A 12,289-nucleotide genomic window follows, 5' to 3' on the forward strand; every position below is an offset into this window, starting at 1 on the left:
GCGGGTGGTGGTGCATACACCTGCGCGGCTGCCCGGTCGGGTGTAGGCAGAAGGCATGGGATTGCAGCAGCGGTTCACGCACCGTCTTCGACCACGGCAGGCCGGTGACGCCCTGCTGGTGCTTCCGCTCGGCCTGATCGTGGTCATCGTGCTGGTGGACGTAGTGGCGCTCGGCTTGCCATTGGGGCCGTCGTTGCTGATCGTGGCACCCGCTCTCACTGCGTCCTTCGCCTCAACCCTCGTCACTGGGGCGATCTCTGCCGTTGCGATGGTGGGCATGCTCGTCATCGGCCTGGACGCCCACCTGCTCGGCACGATGGACTTCGACTCGCAGTTCGTCGCTCTGCTGGTGGTGTCGGTGATCGTGACGGTCTTCTGTTATCTGCGCGAGCGGCACGCCCGTGAGCTGGCGCTGGTGCGGATGGTCTCGGAGGCCACGCAGCGGGCGGTGCTACGGCCGTTGCCACGGCGGATCGGCCCGCTGCGTGTGGCATCCATGTACCTGGCGGCACAGTCGCAGTCCATGATCGGCGGCGACCTGTACGCGGCTATCCGCACCCCCACGGGCACCCGGCTGATCATCGGCGATGTAGTGGGCAAGGGCCTGACCGCGATCAGCGACGCCGCCCTGCTGCTGGGCGCCTTCCGGGAGTCCGCGCACCGCCAGGCCGGCCTGCCCGAGCTCGCGGCCTACCTGGACCACAGCGTGTGCTGGAATCTGGCCGAGCCCTCCGAGGCGGAGAAGGCCGGGGAGTGCTTCATCACCGCCGCACTCCTCGACATCCCCGACGCACTGCCGCTCATCCACGTGGTCAGCTGCGGGCATCCGCCCCCCTTGCTGCTGCGCGGTGGGCGTGCCTCCGCGCTGCACGCCACCCGCCCCGCCCCGCCTCTGGGCCTGGGCGAACTGACCGCTGCCGCCTACCACGTCGACACCTTCACCTTCGAGCCCGAAGACCTGCTGCTGCTGCACACCGACGGAGTGATCGAGGCCCGGGACCCCTTGGGCGTGTTCTACCCGCTGACCGAGCGCGCCGCCTCCTGGACCCCCCACAGCCCCTCCGCGCTGATCCACCACCTGCGCACCGACCTGCTCGCCCACGTCGGCGGCCACCTGACCGACGACGCCGCCGTGGTCGCCGTCCAGCACACCCTCCGCCAGACACCCACCGCAGTGGATACCACCCACAACAACGCCTGACTGGCTGGGGCGAGCGGTCGGATCGGTGCTTATCCAGGGTTCGTAGGTACTTCGTGCTTTCGAGCCCGTCCGGCGCTTGAGGACACAATGATCGCCGGGCGCACCGGTCCGCTGGAAACGGCTACTCGCGCGCCGCAGACGTGCTGCTCATGTCCGGGTACCGGTCCCCCGCCACCTGCCCCGCGATCGGCTCCAGCAGTGCCAGCTCCTGCGCCGTCAGCGTGAGCCGGGTGGCGGCCACGTTCTCCAGCAGCCGGCTGCTCTTGCGGGTGCCCGGGATCGGCACCACGGTCAGCCCGTGCACCTGGGCCCGCTGCTGCACCCAGGCGAGCGCCACCTGCGCGGCCGACGCCCCGTGAGCCGCCGCGATCTTGTGGACGGGCTCCAGCAGCGCGGCGTTCGCGTTCGCGTTGTCGCCGGTGAAGCGCGGCTGGAACCGGCGGAAGTCGCCCTTCGACAGTTCCTTGGCCGCGTCCGTGAACGCCCCGGTCAGAAAACCGCGGCCGAGCGGCGAGTACGGCACGAGGGTCACCCCGAGCTCGACGGCGGCGGGCACGGCACTGCGCTCGACGTCCCGGCTGAAGAGCGACCACTCCGACTGGAGGGCGGCGATCGGATGCACGGCGTACGCCTCGCGCAGCTCCGCGCCGGTCACCTCGCTCAGCCCGAGCTGCTTGACCTTGCCTTGCCGGACCAGCTCGGCCATCGCGCCGACGGACTCGGCCAGCGGGACGGCCGGGTCGCGGCGGTGCATGTAGTAGAGGTCGATGACGTCGGTGTTCAGCCGGCGCAGGCTGTTCTCGACGGCTTGGCGGATGTACGCGGGGTCGTTGCGCACGCCTCGGTAGTGCGGGTCGTCGTCCTTCCGCTCGATGGCGAACTTCGTGGCGAGCGTGATCTCGTCCCGGTGCGCCCCGACGAACGGGGCGAGGAACGTCTCGTTGGCGCCGCTCCCGTAGACGTCGGCGGTGTCGAAGAGGGTGACGCCCGCCGCCAGCGCCGTCTCCAGCGTCTCGCGCGCCGCTCCCTCGTCGGTGTCCCCGTAGAACTCGCTCATGCCCATGCAGCCGAGTCCCTGCACACCGACCTGCGGCCCGCCGCTGCCGAGCTCCACCGTGGCGATCTTGTTGTCAGTCATCAGGCACAGGGCCTTTCCGGCGCCCGGCGGGCACCCGCATAGAATTCGATCTTGTGGTCGAGGACGGCGAGGGTGTCCTGGAGCTCCGCGATCCGCGTCTTCACGTCGCGGCGGGTCGCCTCCAGCAGCTCCTGGCGTTCCTCGAAGGTGTGCTCGCCCTCGCGCAGCAGCTCCGCGTACCGGACCATGTCCGCGACCGGCATCCCGGTCAGCCGCAGCTTGCCGACGAACGCCAGCCAGTCCAGGTCACGGTTGGTGAAGCGGCGCTGGCCGGTGTGCGAGCGGTCGACGTGCGGCATCAGCCCGATCCGCTCGTACCAGCGCAGGGTGTGCGCGGTGAGCCCGGTGAAGGCGACGACCTCACTGATGGTGTAGCGGTCCTGACCGTCGGCGCGCGGATGCGGCCGGGGGGCCGAGGCGCAGGCGTCCACCTTCGCGGAAGTGCTCTCCATCACCGTCATGCCCTCCACGCTAGAACCTTGGAGTGCACTCTAAGCAAGCGCGAACGGTGACGGGTTTCGGCAACGGCCGGCACAGGAGCGTGCTCCTGTGCCGAAGCACGCTGGTTGTCACATACGCAGGCTTGTTGTCACCGAGACCGTTCCTTCAGCCCCATGTGATCCGGGCGGCGACCGGCAGGTAGTCGCTGCCGGTGGCGGGCAGGGTGCGGATGTGGCCGACGGTCGCCGAGCGGGCCATGACCTGGTCGATCCGGGCCAGCGGGAAGGCGGCGGGGAAGCTGAAGGCGAAGCCCCGTTCCGCCACGTTCATCCGTGAGGTCAGCGGGGCCAGCCCACGGTCATCGACCGTGCCGTTGAGGTCGCCCAGCAGGATCACCGCTTTCAGTTTCTCGGCGGCGATGGCCTTGCCCAGCAGGGCGGCGCTTTCGTCACGCCAGGAGGATGCGAGGCCGCTCGCCCCGACGCGGACCGAGGGCAGGTGTGCGACGTACGCCGCGATCTCGCCATGCGGCGTGTGGACCACGGTCCGCAGCCCGCGACTCCAGGCCTCCGCGATCCCCTGGGGTTTTATGTTCAACAGCCGGGCATCGGTGAGCGGATGCTTCGACCAGAGTCCGACGGTGCCCTGGACTGCGTGGTACGGGTAGTCGGGGGCGAGGGTCTTCTCGTAGACCGGCAGCGCCGGGGGCACCAGCTCCTCCAGCGCGATGAGACCGGGCTCGGCGTCAGCCAGGGCGCGGGCCGTGCCCGCCGGGTCGGTGTTCTCGTCGCTGACGTTGTGCTGCACCACGACCAGGTCGTGCGCGCCGGGCTCTACCTCGGGCAGGAGCAGCCCGCCGAAGAGGTACGTCCAGGCCGCCACCGGCAGGAGCAAGGCCACCAGCGCGGTGCCCGAACGGCGCAGCAGAATCAGGCCGAGCAGCACCACGACCACCAGGCCGAGCCAAGGCAGGAAGGCTTCCAGCAAACTGCCCAGGCGACCCACGGAGTTGGGGACGGCCCGGTGGAACGCGAGCAGCCCGGCCGTCAGCACCGCAAGCGCGGCAAGGACCCGCTCCCGCGTCCAGGCCGGCCGGCCCCTCGTGTCCCCCGCCCGGCGCCGCGCCCACCGGGGCGTTGCTGCCTTCACCGTCGACGTCGCACCGCTGTCCGCCCGCTCCACCATGGCTTCCCATCCGCTTGGCCTCGCCCCCCAAGACGAGCCATCAGGCGAATCAGTTTCTGTTTTCCCCAAGCGCGTGCGGCGCGCGCTGCGGCGGGGTGGTGCGGCGGCCCCCCGTCGCCACTTCGGGCACGTTGCTGACCTGCCCTACGAGGAACGCACACGGAACAAGGACAGGTTTCGGTGACGGTCGGGCCACCCCCACAAGCACTCACCCCGGGACGCCGAGCGCCTGCGGGTTCAAGTGCGATGCACCGTGACGGCATCCGGTCCAGCGAGGGGCCGCGGCGGCCATCCGCCTCTCCGGGCGCAACGATGCCCAACGAGCATCACTCCCCCTCGTCTTCCCTGTTTCCTCCACCTCGCCGCTTCCCCTGTAAGAGGAGCTCACAAAATGGGCGTCCGGCTCGCGACGCCTGGCACGCACGCTCGCTGCGTTGCCGAAATGCCCTAGTAGCTCCGCTACGAGGACCTTCCGGCGCCTTGCGATCGCACGCACCAGACGCCGCGAGCTGATCGGACTCTCATTTTGTGAGCTCCTCTAATAGGTTCCCGACCACCGCGGCACCACCCAACGTGAAAACAAGTGGAATCAGTGTGGCGTAGGGATCCCCGAGACCCTTGCTCACTTGCCGCACTGCGACGATCAGAACGCATGCCAGGAACAGGGAATAAACCCGCACCCAACGAATCTTCCTCACAGCCCGTCTCGCATCCTCTTCACCGTTTCCTCAATCCGTCGCAAGGACCCTTCCATTCGACCAAAAGCGAAACGAGAGTTAATCGACGCCGAAACACGCGGGCTACGAGGACCTCATCGCCCTGCGGCACGACGCCGCCCTGGGCACCGACCGCCTATGGATGCATCCCAACAACGGGTACAGCTTCGCCTGCACCGACTGCGCCGACGGCAGCAACCGGGAGGAGCTGGCCGTCTACGACCCCGACAACGACCACTGGCAGGGCGCCAGTCAGATCCTCGCCATCGGCGACGTCGACGGCCCCCTCGACACCGACGGGGACGGCACCGTCGACACCCCGGGCTACCCGGACCTGCTGGTCAAGAACGGCAACCAACTCTGGCTCTACTACGGTGCGCCCGACTATCGGCTCGACTCCTTTCGCGACCCCGTCCTCCTCGCTGCCGGTGACGGCATGAGCGAGGGCAGCAACACCATCGACAAGATCACCCTCGCCGCTCCGGGAGACTTCACCGGAGACGGGTCCGGCCCGTCGGGCCCGGCATGAGCTCACTTGATCACTTCGCCCGAACGGTGGCTCGACAGCCTCGCCCGATACGCTCATAGGCATGCACAGCCTGGCGATGATCGACAACTGGCCCGTCCCCACCGCGGCGGCTGCCGTCGTACGAGCGGACGGCACCGTCGTCGGTATGCACGGCCCGACCGCACACCGTTTCCCGCTCGCCTCCGTCACCAAGCCGCTCGCGGCCTACGCGGCGCTGGTCGCGTACGAGGAGGGCGCGGTCGAGCTCGACGAGCCGGCCGGACCCGAGGGTTCCACCGTCCGGCATCTGCTCGCGCACACCAGCGGGCTCGCCTTCGACGAGCACCGGGTGACAGCGGCCCCCGGCACCCGGCGGCTCTACTCCAACGCGGGCTTCGAGGTGCTCGGCGACTACATCGCCAAGGCCACCGACATCCCGTTCCCGGAGTACGTGCGCCAGGCGGTGCTGGAGCCGCTCGGGATGATATCGACGACGGTGGACGGCTCGCCCGCCAAGGACGGTGTCTCGACCGTCGACGATCTCGTACGGTTCGCGGCGGAGGTACAGGCGCCGCGACTGCTCGACCCGCGTACGGTGCTCGCCGCGCAGACCGTCGTACACCCCGGCCTGAAGGGCGTATTGCCGGGCTACGGCCACCAGAACCCCAACGACTGGGGGCTCGGCTTCGAAATCCGGGACCACAAGTCACCCCACTGGACGGGCAGTTCCTCGTCACCCGCGACCTTCGGGCACTTCGGGCAGTCCGGCACGTTCCTGTGGATCGACCCGGTCGCGGGTGCGGCCTGCGTCGCGCTCACCGACCGGGCCTTCGGACCGTGGGCGGTGGAGGCGTGGCCTGCGTTCACGGACGCGGTGCTCGCGGAGCTCCGTTCCGGCCGCTGAGCCACGTCTCGTCCGGCCGGTCCGCCGGCTTCGCGGCCAGGCACTCGAACCACACCGTCTTGCCGGTGCCGTCGCGGCGCGGTTCCGTGCCCCAGCGGTCGGTGACGGCGTCGACCAGCATCAGCCCTCGCCCTCCCTCGTCGAGGGCATCGCCCGCGACCGCGCGGGGCAGTTCCGGACAGTCGTCCGCGACTTCAACGCGCACGCCCCCGGCCGGCATCAGGAAGATGAGCGCCCGGCCGCGGCGGCCGGGGACATGCCGTACGACATTGGCGATCAGTTCCGTGAGCGCGAGCTCGGCCGCGTCGGCCACGTCGAGGAGACCCCAGCCGGTGAGGTAGAGCCGCAGGATGCGGCGCAGATGCCCGGCCGAGTGCTCACCCATCGCGAAGTCGGCGCGGTAGGTCGCCTCGATGCCACCGGCCTGCGGATCAATTACGTGATTCATGTCACCAGAGTGCAGCGACGTGGTTACGCTCGGCTACGTACGGAAACGAACGCCGTGAGGCGTTGAACGCCGGAGGTACCTCGCCGTGGCCAACGTCCAATCACTCGACCCCAGCGCCTCCCCGTTGGACTACTACGGCTGGGAGCTGCGCCGTCAGAGAGAGGCCAACAACCTCAAGCAGGGCCAGCTCGGCGACATCATCTTCTGCACGGGCTCGCTGATCGGCCAGATCGAGACGACGAAGAAGGTCCCCACCCGCGACTTCTCCGAGCGGCTGGACGCGGCGCTCGGCACGGACGGGGTGTTCTCGCGGCTGATCGGCCTGGTCCTGCGCAGCCAACTGCCCACCTGGTTCCAGGCGTACGCGGACATGGAGGCCCGCGCGGCGTACATCTCCACGTACCAGGCGCAGTTGGTGTACGGACTGTTGCAGACGGAGGAGTACGCGCGGGCCCTCCTCGGTGTCGACCACCCGAGCAAGGTCGACGAGATGGTGGCGGCCCGCCTGGACCGCCAGCGGATCCTGAAGGGCGCGAACCCGCCCGCGTTGTGGGTCGTCCTGAGCGAAGCCGCGTTGCTCCAGGAGGTCGGCGGACGTGCGGTCATGCGCGCACAACTGGCGCGGCTGTTGGACCTCCGCGACGACCCCTGGGTGCAGATCCAGGTGCTTCCGTTCTCCGTCGGCCAGCACACGGGAATGATGGGCTCGTTCAACCTGCTCAGGTTCGAGGACGACCCCGATCTGTTCTACGTGGAGAGCTACGACCAGGGGCACATGACCGCCAATCCCCAAGTGATCAGGGAACGTTCGGTCGGCTACGCTCGCTTGCAAGCCACAGCCCTCTCCCCCGAGGACTCGGCGACACTGATCGCTCGTGTGATGGAGGAACGCTATGGGGACCAGCCATGAACTGGCCGAAGCACAGTGGCGGAAGTCGTCGTACAGCGGCACCAGCGGAGGCGACTGCGTCGAGGTGGCCGACGGCCTCCCCTGCGCCGTACCCGTCCGCGACAGCAAGAACCCGGACGGACCCGTCCTGACCATCGGGGCCGACGCCTGGCGGGCGTTCGTGGACACGCTCCGTTAGCGCGTGAGCTACGCTCCCCGGCCATGGCCGACATAGTCCGCGCCGCCGCCACCGACGTCCCCGCGCTCGCTTCCGTACTCGCCAGCGCCTACGCCGAGGACCCCGTCTGGTCCTGGCTGATGCCTCACGACCGGAACCGGAGGCTGCGGCTGCTGTTCACCGCCCATCTGGCGCAGCAGGTTCCGGCGGGCCGGGTGTGGACCGATCCGGACCGCACGGTGGCGGCGGTGTGGGCGGAGCCCGGGAAGTGGAAGCTGCCGGTGAGCTACCTGCTGCGCAACGCGGGCACGCTGCTGCGGGCGGGACGGGCCCAACTCCCCAGGACCGGAATGCGGTTGCTGGCCCTTGAGCACCGCCACCCGGCCAACCCCGCGCACTGGTACGTCGAGTACATCGGCACCCATGCGGACGCTCGCGGCACGGGGCGCGGATCGCAGGTGCTCGGCGGGCTGCTGGAGCAGGCGGACGCGGACGGGCGGCCGGTGTTCCTGGAGTCGAGCAACCGCCGCAACCTGACCTTCTACCAGCGGCACGGCTTCGCGGTGCAGGAGGAGATGACCTTCCGGGCCGGGCCGCCGATGTGGTCGATGTGGCGCCGGGACACCGGTCGATAGCCGAGGCCGATGCCCCAGGCCGGTGGTTCAGACCGACAACTCCCAGATCAGCACCTCGGCCGCGCCGCCCGCGACCAGTTCCAGGCCCTCCTCCCCGGTGATCCGCACCGAGTCGCCCGCCTCCAGCCCCTCGTCCCCGAGGCGTACGCCCCCGGCCGCCACATGGACGTACACCCGCGCCGCGTCCGGCACCGCCGTGCGTTCCCCGGGGGCCAGTCTGCGTACGTGCAGCATCGCGCCGGCCGCCGGGAGGGCGTACGGGGTGGAATCGGCGATGCCGGGAACGATCGTGTACGAGGGTTCGCCGCCCGGTTCGAGCGGTGCCAGCCACATCTGGATGAACGTCAGCGGGTCGTCCCCGTCGTTGCGTTCGACGTGGCGGACGCCGGACGCGGCGCCGAGGTGCTGGAGGTCCCCGGCGCGTACGACCGTGGCGTGACCGGTCGAATCGCGGTGGGTCAGCTCGCCCTCGACCACCCAGGTGACGATCTCCGTATGGCTGTGGGGGTGTTCGTCGAAGCCCGCGCCGCGCGCCAGACGCTCCTCGTTGCACGCCAGGATCGCACCGAAGCGCAGATTGTCCGGGTCGTAGAAGCTGCCGAAGGAGAAGGCGTGCCGGGACAGGATGCCGGCGGCCTGTTCCCCGCCAAGGAAGCGGTCTTCGGCGCGGTGTACGGAAATCACCCGTCCACGGTAGCCCGGCGCGGCGCACCCGCGACCCCTCGCCGCTACCCGGCGGTACGACCCGCGGCCGCCCCGGCCCTCCGCTCACGTGGTCCGATAAGGCAGTCTTGTGTTCGTGCCCCGACCCGATCCTGAGCAGCCCGCTGCGAACGACGCCCACCTGCATGCCGCGACCCTGAAACGGCTGGAACAGTCCTCCGGCCGGCTGGCCGCCAACGCGATCGCCCGCATGGACGAGACGCTGCCGTGGTACCGGGCGATGCCCCCGGAGAACCGGTCCTGGATCGGCCTGGTGGCCCAGGCCGGGATCGCGGCGTTCACCGAGTGGTTCCGGCATCCGGAGACCCCGCAGGCCATCTCCACCGATGTGTTCGGCACGGCTCCGCGCGAGCTGACCCGGGCGATCACGCTGCGGCAGACCGTCGAGATGGTGCGTACGACGATCGAGGTCATGGAGGCCGCGATCGAGGAGGTCGCCGCGCCCGGCGACGAGTCGGTGCTGCGGGAGGCGCTGCTCGTCTACGCCCGGGAGATCGCCTTCGCGACCGCCCAGGTGTACGCGCAGGCCGCCGAGGCCCGGGGCGCCTGGGACGCCCGGCTGGAATCGCTCGTGGTGAACGCGGTGCTGTCCGGTGAGGCCGACGAGGGTGCCGTGTCACGCGCCGCTGCTCTCGGCTGGAACTCCCCCGAACACGTCTGTGTTCTGCTCGGTACGGCTCCGGACGGCGACAGCGAGCTGACCGTGGAAGCGATCCGACGGGCCGCCCGGCACGCGAAGCTCCAGGTACTGACCGGGGTGCTCGGCAGCCGACTGGTCGTCATCGCGGGCGGCAGCGACAACCCGCTGCAGGTCGCGAAGGCGCTGATCGGCCCGTACGCGGCAGGTCCCGTGGTCGCCGGGCCCGTGGTCCCCGACCTGCTGGCGGCCACCCGTTCCGCACAGGCGGCGGCGGCCGGGCTCAAGGCGTGCGGCGCGTGGCAGGACGCCCCGCGGCCGGTGCTGGCCGACGATCTGCTGCCGGAACGCGCGATGGCGGGTGACCCCGCCGCACGGGACCAATTGGTGGAGGAGATCTACAGACCGCTCGAAGAGGCGGGTTCCGCGCTCCTGGAGACGCTGAGCGTGTATCTGGAGCAGGCGAGCAGCCTGGAGGGCGCGGCCAGGATGCTCTTCGTCCACCCCAACACCGTGCGCTACCGGCTCCGACGTGTGACTGACGTCACCGGCTGGTCACCTTCCGATGTCCGCTCGGCGTTCACTCTGCGAATCGCCCTGATCCTGGGACGCTTGGCCGCCAGAGATCCCCAGTCCTAGACTTTTGTCGGACATCAACAATTCCCCATACGGTTCTTCGTCCCTGTCCCCACGGGTGTTCCGGACCGTTGACAAGAGAGAGTGTGAGGGTGCTCGTACTCGTCGCTCCCGGCCAAGGCGCTCAGACGCCCGGCTTCCTGACTCCCTGGCTCGACCTCCCCGGTGCCACCGACCGCGTCGCGGCCTGGTCCGAGGCCATCGGGCTCGACCTCACCCGCTACGGCACCGAGGCCGACGCGGAGGCGATCCGTGACACCGCGGTGGCGCAGCCGCTGCTGGTTGCCGCCGGTCTGCTGTCCGCCGCCGCGCTCGACGCGTCGCCCGACATCGTCGCAGGTCACAGCGTGGGTGAGATCACCGCAGCGGCCCTCGCCGGCGTCATCGGCGACGAGGCGGCGCTGCGTCTCGTACGTGCTCGTGGGCTCGCCATGGCCGATGCCGCCGCCGTCGCCGAGACCGGTATGGCGGCGCTGCTCGGCGGCGACCCGGAGGTGACGGTCGCTCACCTGGAGAAGCTCGGGCTGACCCCGGCGAACGTCAACGGGAGCGGCCAGATCGTCGCCGCGGGCACCGCCGCGCAGATCGCCGCACTGACCGAGGACATGCCTGAGGGCGTACGCCGGGTGGTGCCCCTCAAGGTCGCCGGTGCCTTCCACACGCACCACATGGCGCCCGCCGTCGACCGGCTGCGCGAGGCCGCGATGGAGCTGAAGATCACCGACCCGGCCGTGACATATGTCTCCAACGCCGACGGGCAGCCCGTCGCCCTCGGTGACGAGGTCGTCTCCCGACTGGTCGGCCAGGTGGCCAATCCGGTCCGCTGGGACCTGTGCATGGAGACCTTCAAGAACATGGGTGTCACGGCGCTCATCGAGGTGTGCCCCGGTGGCACCCTCACGGGGCTCGCCAAGCGCGCGCTGCCCGGTGTGCAGACTCTCGCGCTGAAGACCCCCGACGACCTCGACGCGGCCCGCGCGCTCATCATCGAGCACGCGGGTGCCTAAGGAGCCCGAGAGCATGTCGAAGATCAAGCCCAGCCAGGGCGCCCCGTACGCACGGATCATGGGTGTCGGCGGCTACCGCCCGACCCGTGTCGTGCCGAACGAGGTGATCCTCGAAACGATCGACTCGTCCGACGAGTGGATCCGCTCGCGCTCCGGCATCGCCACCCGCCACTGGGCCTCCGACGAGGAGACCGTGTCCGCCATGTCCGTCGAGGCGGCCGGCAAGGCCATCGCGGACGCCGGGATCACGCCCGATCAGATCGGCGCCGTGGTCGTCTCCACCGTCTCGCACTTCAAGCAGACCCCGGCCATCGCCACGGAGATCGCCCACAAGATCGGCGCGGGCAAGCCCGCCGCCTTCGACATCTCGGCCGGCTGCGCAGGCTTCGGCTACGGGCTCACCCTCGCCAAGGGCATGATCGTCGAGGGTTCCGCGGAGTACGTCCTCGTCATCGGCGTGGAGCGGCTCAGCGACCTCACCGACCTGACGGACCGGGCGACGGCCTTCCTGTTCGGTGACGGCGCCGGTGCGGTCGTCGTCGGCCCGTCGAAGGTGCCGGCGATAGGACCGACGGTCTGGGGCTCCGAGGGCGACAAGTCCGAGACGATCAAGCAGACCGTGGCGTGGGACGAGTTCCACACCGAGCGCCCGGAGAAGTTCCCGGCCATCACACAGGAGGGCCAGGCGGTCTTCCGCTGGGCCGTCTTCGAGATGGCGAAGGTCGCCCAGCAGGCGCTGGACGCGGCCGGGATCGCCCCGGAAGACCTGGACGTCTTCATTCCGCACCAGGCCAACATGCGGATCATCGACTCGATGGTGAAGACCCTGAAGCTGCCGGAGAACGTCACGGTCGCCCGTGACGTGGAGACCACCGGCAACACCTCCGCCGCCTCGATTCCGCTCGCTATGGAGCGGCTCCTGGCGACCGGTCAGGCGAAGAGCGGCGACACCGCGCTCGTCATCGGCTTCGGGGCGGGTCTCGTCTACGCCGCGACGGTCGTTACCCTCCCCTAGGCACACCAGGCCTTTCGGCCCGGACGCC

General features: G+C 69.8%; 14 protein-coding genes. 9 read left to right on the forward strand and 5 right to left on the reverse strand.

Going from position 1 to position 12,289, the window contains the following annotated elements:
* Window positions 1-55: 55 nt before the first annotated feature.
* Window positions 56-1,201 (forward strand): PP2C family protein-serine/threonine phosphatase, encoded by a 1,146-nt coding sequence (locus ACZ7L9_RS03405; RefSeq protein WP_471412123.1) that lies wholly within the window; start codon window positions 56-58, stop codon window positions 1,199-1,201.
* 121 nt (window positions 1,202-1,322) lie between these two features.
* Here the strand turns inward: ACZ7L9_RS03405 and ACZ7L9_RS03410 are convergent, their stop codons facing one another.
* The 3 genes from ACZ7L9_RS03410 to ACZ7L9_RS03420 form a co-directional block, all read right to left on the reverse strand.
* Window positions 1,323-2,339, reverse strand: a complete 1,017-nt coding sequence (locus ACZ7L9_RS03410) for an aldo/keto reductase (RefSeq protein ID WP_471412124.1) — start codon at window positions 2,337-2,339, stop codon at window positions 1,323-1,325.
* A complete protein-coding gene (locus ACZ7L9_RS03415) occupies window positions 2,339-2,800 on the reverse strand; it encodes a MerR family transcriptional regulator (protein WP_471412126.1) in 462 nt (153 codons plus the stop codon). Before ACZ7L9_RS03415 ends, ACZ7L9_RS03410 begins: the two co-directional genes overlap by 1 nt.
* Before the next feature lie 145 nt (window positions 2,801-2,945).
* Window positions 2,946-3,965, reverse strand: coding sequence for an endonuclease/exonuclease/phosphatase family protein (locus ACZ7L9_RS03420; RefSeq protein WP_471412129.1), 1,020 nt, complete (start codon window positions 3,963-3,965; stop codon window positions 2,946-2,948).
* A gap of 858 nt (window positions 3,966-4,823) precedes the next feature.
* On the opposite strand from ACZ7L9_RS03420, the gene ACZ7L9_RS03425 reads away from it, so the two are divergent.
* The gene (locus ACZ7L9_RS03425) at window positions 4,824-5,210 is read left to right on the forward strand and encodes a hypothetical protein (protein ID WP_471412131.1); all 387 of its coding nucleotides are present in this window, start codon (window positions 4,824-4,826) and stop codon (window positions 5,208-5,210) included.
* 61 nt (window positions 5,211-5,271) lie between these two features.
* The gene (locus ACZ7L9_RS03430) at window positions 5,272-6,093 is read left to right on the forward strand and encodes a serine hydrolase domain-containing protein (RefSeq protein WP_471412132.1); all 822 of its coding nucleotides are present in this window, start codon (window positions 5,272-5,274) and stop codon (window positions 6,091-6,093) included.
* Here the strand turns inward: ACZ7L9_RS03430 and ACZ7L9_RS03435 are convergent.
* The gene (locus ACZ7L9_RS03435; protein ID WP_471412133.1) at window positions 6,053-6,541 is read right to left on the reverse strand and encodes an ATP-binding protein; all 489 of its coding nucleotides are present in this window, start codon (window positions 6,539-6,541) and stop codon (window positions 6,053-6,055) included. The genes ACZ7L9_RS03430 and ACZ7L9_RS03435 overlap by 41 nt on opposite strands.
* An 85-nt stretch (window positions 6,542-6,626) precedes the next feature.
* On the opposite strand from ACZ7L9_RS03435, the gene ACZ7L9_RS03440 reads away from it, so the two are divergent.
* The 3 genes from ACZ7L9_RS03440 to ACZ7L9_RS03450 are packed head-to-tail and all read left to right on the forward strand — an operon-like array spanning window position 6,627 to window position 8,243.
* The gene (locus tag ACZ7L9_RS03440; protein ID WP_471412134.1) at window positions 6,627-7,451 is read left to right on the forward strand and encodes a helix-turn-helix domain-containing protein; all 825 of its coding nucleotides are present in this window, start codon (window positions 6,627-6,629) and stop codon (window positions 7,449-7,451) included.
* Window positions 7,435-7,629, forward strand: coding sequence for a DUF397 domain-containing protein (locus tag ACZ7L9_RS03445; protein ID WP_471412135.1), 195 nt, complete (start codon window positions 7,435-7,437; stop codon window positions 7,627-7,629). Before ACZ7L9_RS03440 ends, ACZ7L9_RS03445 begins: the two co-directional genes overlap by 17 nt.
* A gap of 23 nt (window positions 7,630-7,652) precedes the next feature.
* Window positions 7,653-8,243 carry a GNAT family N-acetyltransferase gene (locus ACZ7L9_RS03450; protein ID WP_471412136.1) on the forward strand — a complete coding sequence of 197 codons (591 nt, stop codon included), beginning with the start codon at window positions 7,653-7,655 and terminating at the stop codon, window positions 8,241-8,243.
* 27 nt (window positions 8,244-8,270) lie between these two features.
* On the opposite strand, the gene ACZ7L9_RS03455 is transcribed toward ACZ7L9_RS03450, so the two are convergent.
* Window positions 8,271-8,927, reverse strand: a complete 657-nt coding sequence (locus ACZ7L9_RS03455) for a pirin family protein (RefSeq protein WP_471412137.1) — start codon at window positions 8,925-8,927, stop codon at window positions 8,271-8,273.
* Window positions 8,928-9,042: 115 nt separating this feature from the next.
* Between ACZ7L9_RS03455 and ACZ7L9_RS03460 the strand changes: the two genes are divergently transcribed.
* The 3 genes from ACZ7L9_RS03460 (at window position 9,043) to ACZ7L9_RS03470 (ending at window position 12,261) form a co-directional block, all read left to right on the forward strand.
* Entirely contained in the window at window positions 9,043-10,242 is a 1,200-nt protein-coding gene (locus ACZ7L9_RS03460; protein WP_471412139.1) for a PucR family transcriptional regulator, read from the forward strand.
* 89 nt (window positions 10,243-10,331) lie between these two features.
* Entirely contained in the window at window positions 10,332-11,246 is a 915-nt protein-coding gene (locus ACZ7L9_RS03465) for an ACP S-malonyltransferase (RefSeq protein ID WP_471412140.1), read from the forward strand.
* A 13-nt stretch (window positions 11,247-11,259) separates the two neighbouring features.
* Window positions 11,260-12,261: a beta-ketoacyl-ACP synthase 3 gene (locus ACZ7L9_RS03470; protein WP_471412141.1), complete on the forward strand. Its 1,002-nt coding sequence runs from the start codon at window positions 11,260-11,262 to the stop codon at window positions 12,259-12,261.
* Window positions 12,262-12,289: the final 28 nt, after the last annotated feature.

The organism is Streptomyces sp. NPDC111516 (assembly GCF_055635345.1).

Excerpts from the sequence above, each read along its gene's own strand:
- ACZ7L9_RS03405 (WP_471412123.1), top strand. The coding sequence starts at position 56 with ATGGGATTGCAGCAGCGGTTCACGCACCGTCTTCGACCACGGCAGGCC.
- ACZ7L9_RS03410 (WP_471412124.1), bottom strand. The coding sequence starts at position 2,339 with ATGACTGACAACAAGATCGCCACGGTGGAGCTCGGCAGCGGCGGGCCG.
- ACZ7L9_RS03415 (WP_471412126.1), bottom strand. The coding sequence starts at position 2,800 with ATGACGGTGATGGAGAGCACTTCCGCGAAGGTGGACGCCTGCGCCTCG.
- ACZ7L9_RS03420 (WP_471412129.1), bottom strand. The coding sequence starts at position 3,965 with ATGGTGGAGCGGGCGGACAGCGGTGCGACGTCGACGGTGAAGGCAGCA.
- ACZ7L9_RS03425 (WP_471412131.1), top strand. The coding sequence starts at position 4,824 with ATGCATCCCAACAACGGGTACAGCTTCGCCTGCACCGACTGCGCCGAC.
- ACZ7L9_RS03430 (WP_471412132.1), top strand. The coding sequence starts at position 5,272 with ATGCACAGCCTGGCGATGATCGACAACTGGCCCGTCCCCACCGCGGCG.
- ACZ7L9_RS03435 (WP_471412133.1), bottom strand. The coding sequence starts at position 6,541 with ATGAATCACGTAATTGATCCGCAGGCCGGTGGCATCGAGGCGACCTAC.
- ACZ7L9_RS03445 (WP_471412135.1), top strand. The coding sequence starts at position 7,435 with ATGGGGACCAGCCATGAACTGGCCGAAGCACAGTGGCGGAAGTCGTCG.
- ACZ7L9_RS03450 (WP_471412136.1), top strand. The coding sequence starts at position 7,653 with ATGGCCGACATAGTCCGCGCCGCCGCCACCGACGTCCCCGCGCTCGCT.
- ACZ7L9_RS03470 (WP_471412141.1), top strand. The coding sequence starts at position 11,260 with ATGTCGAAGATCAAGCCCAGCCAGGGCGCCCCGTACGCACGGATCATG.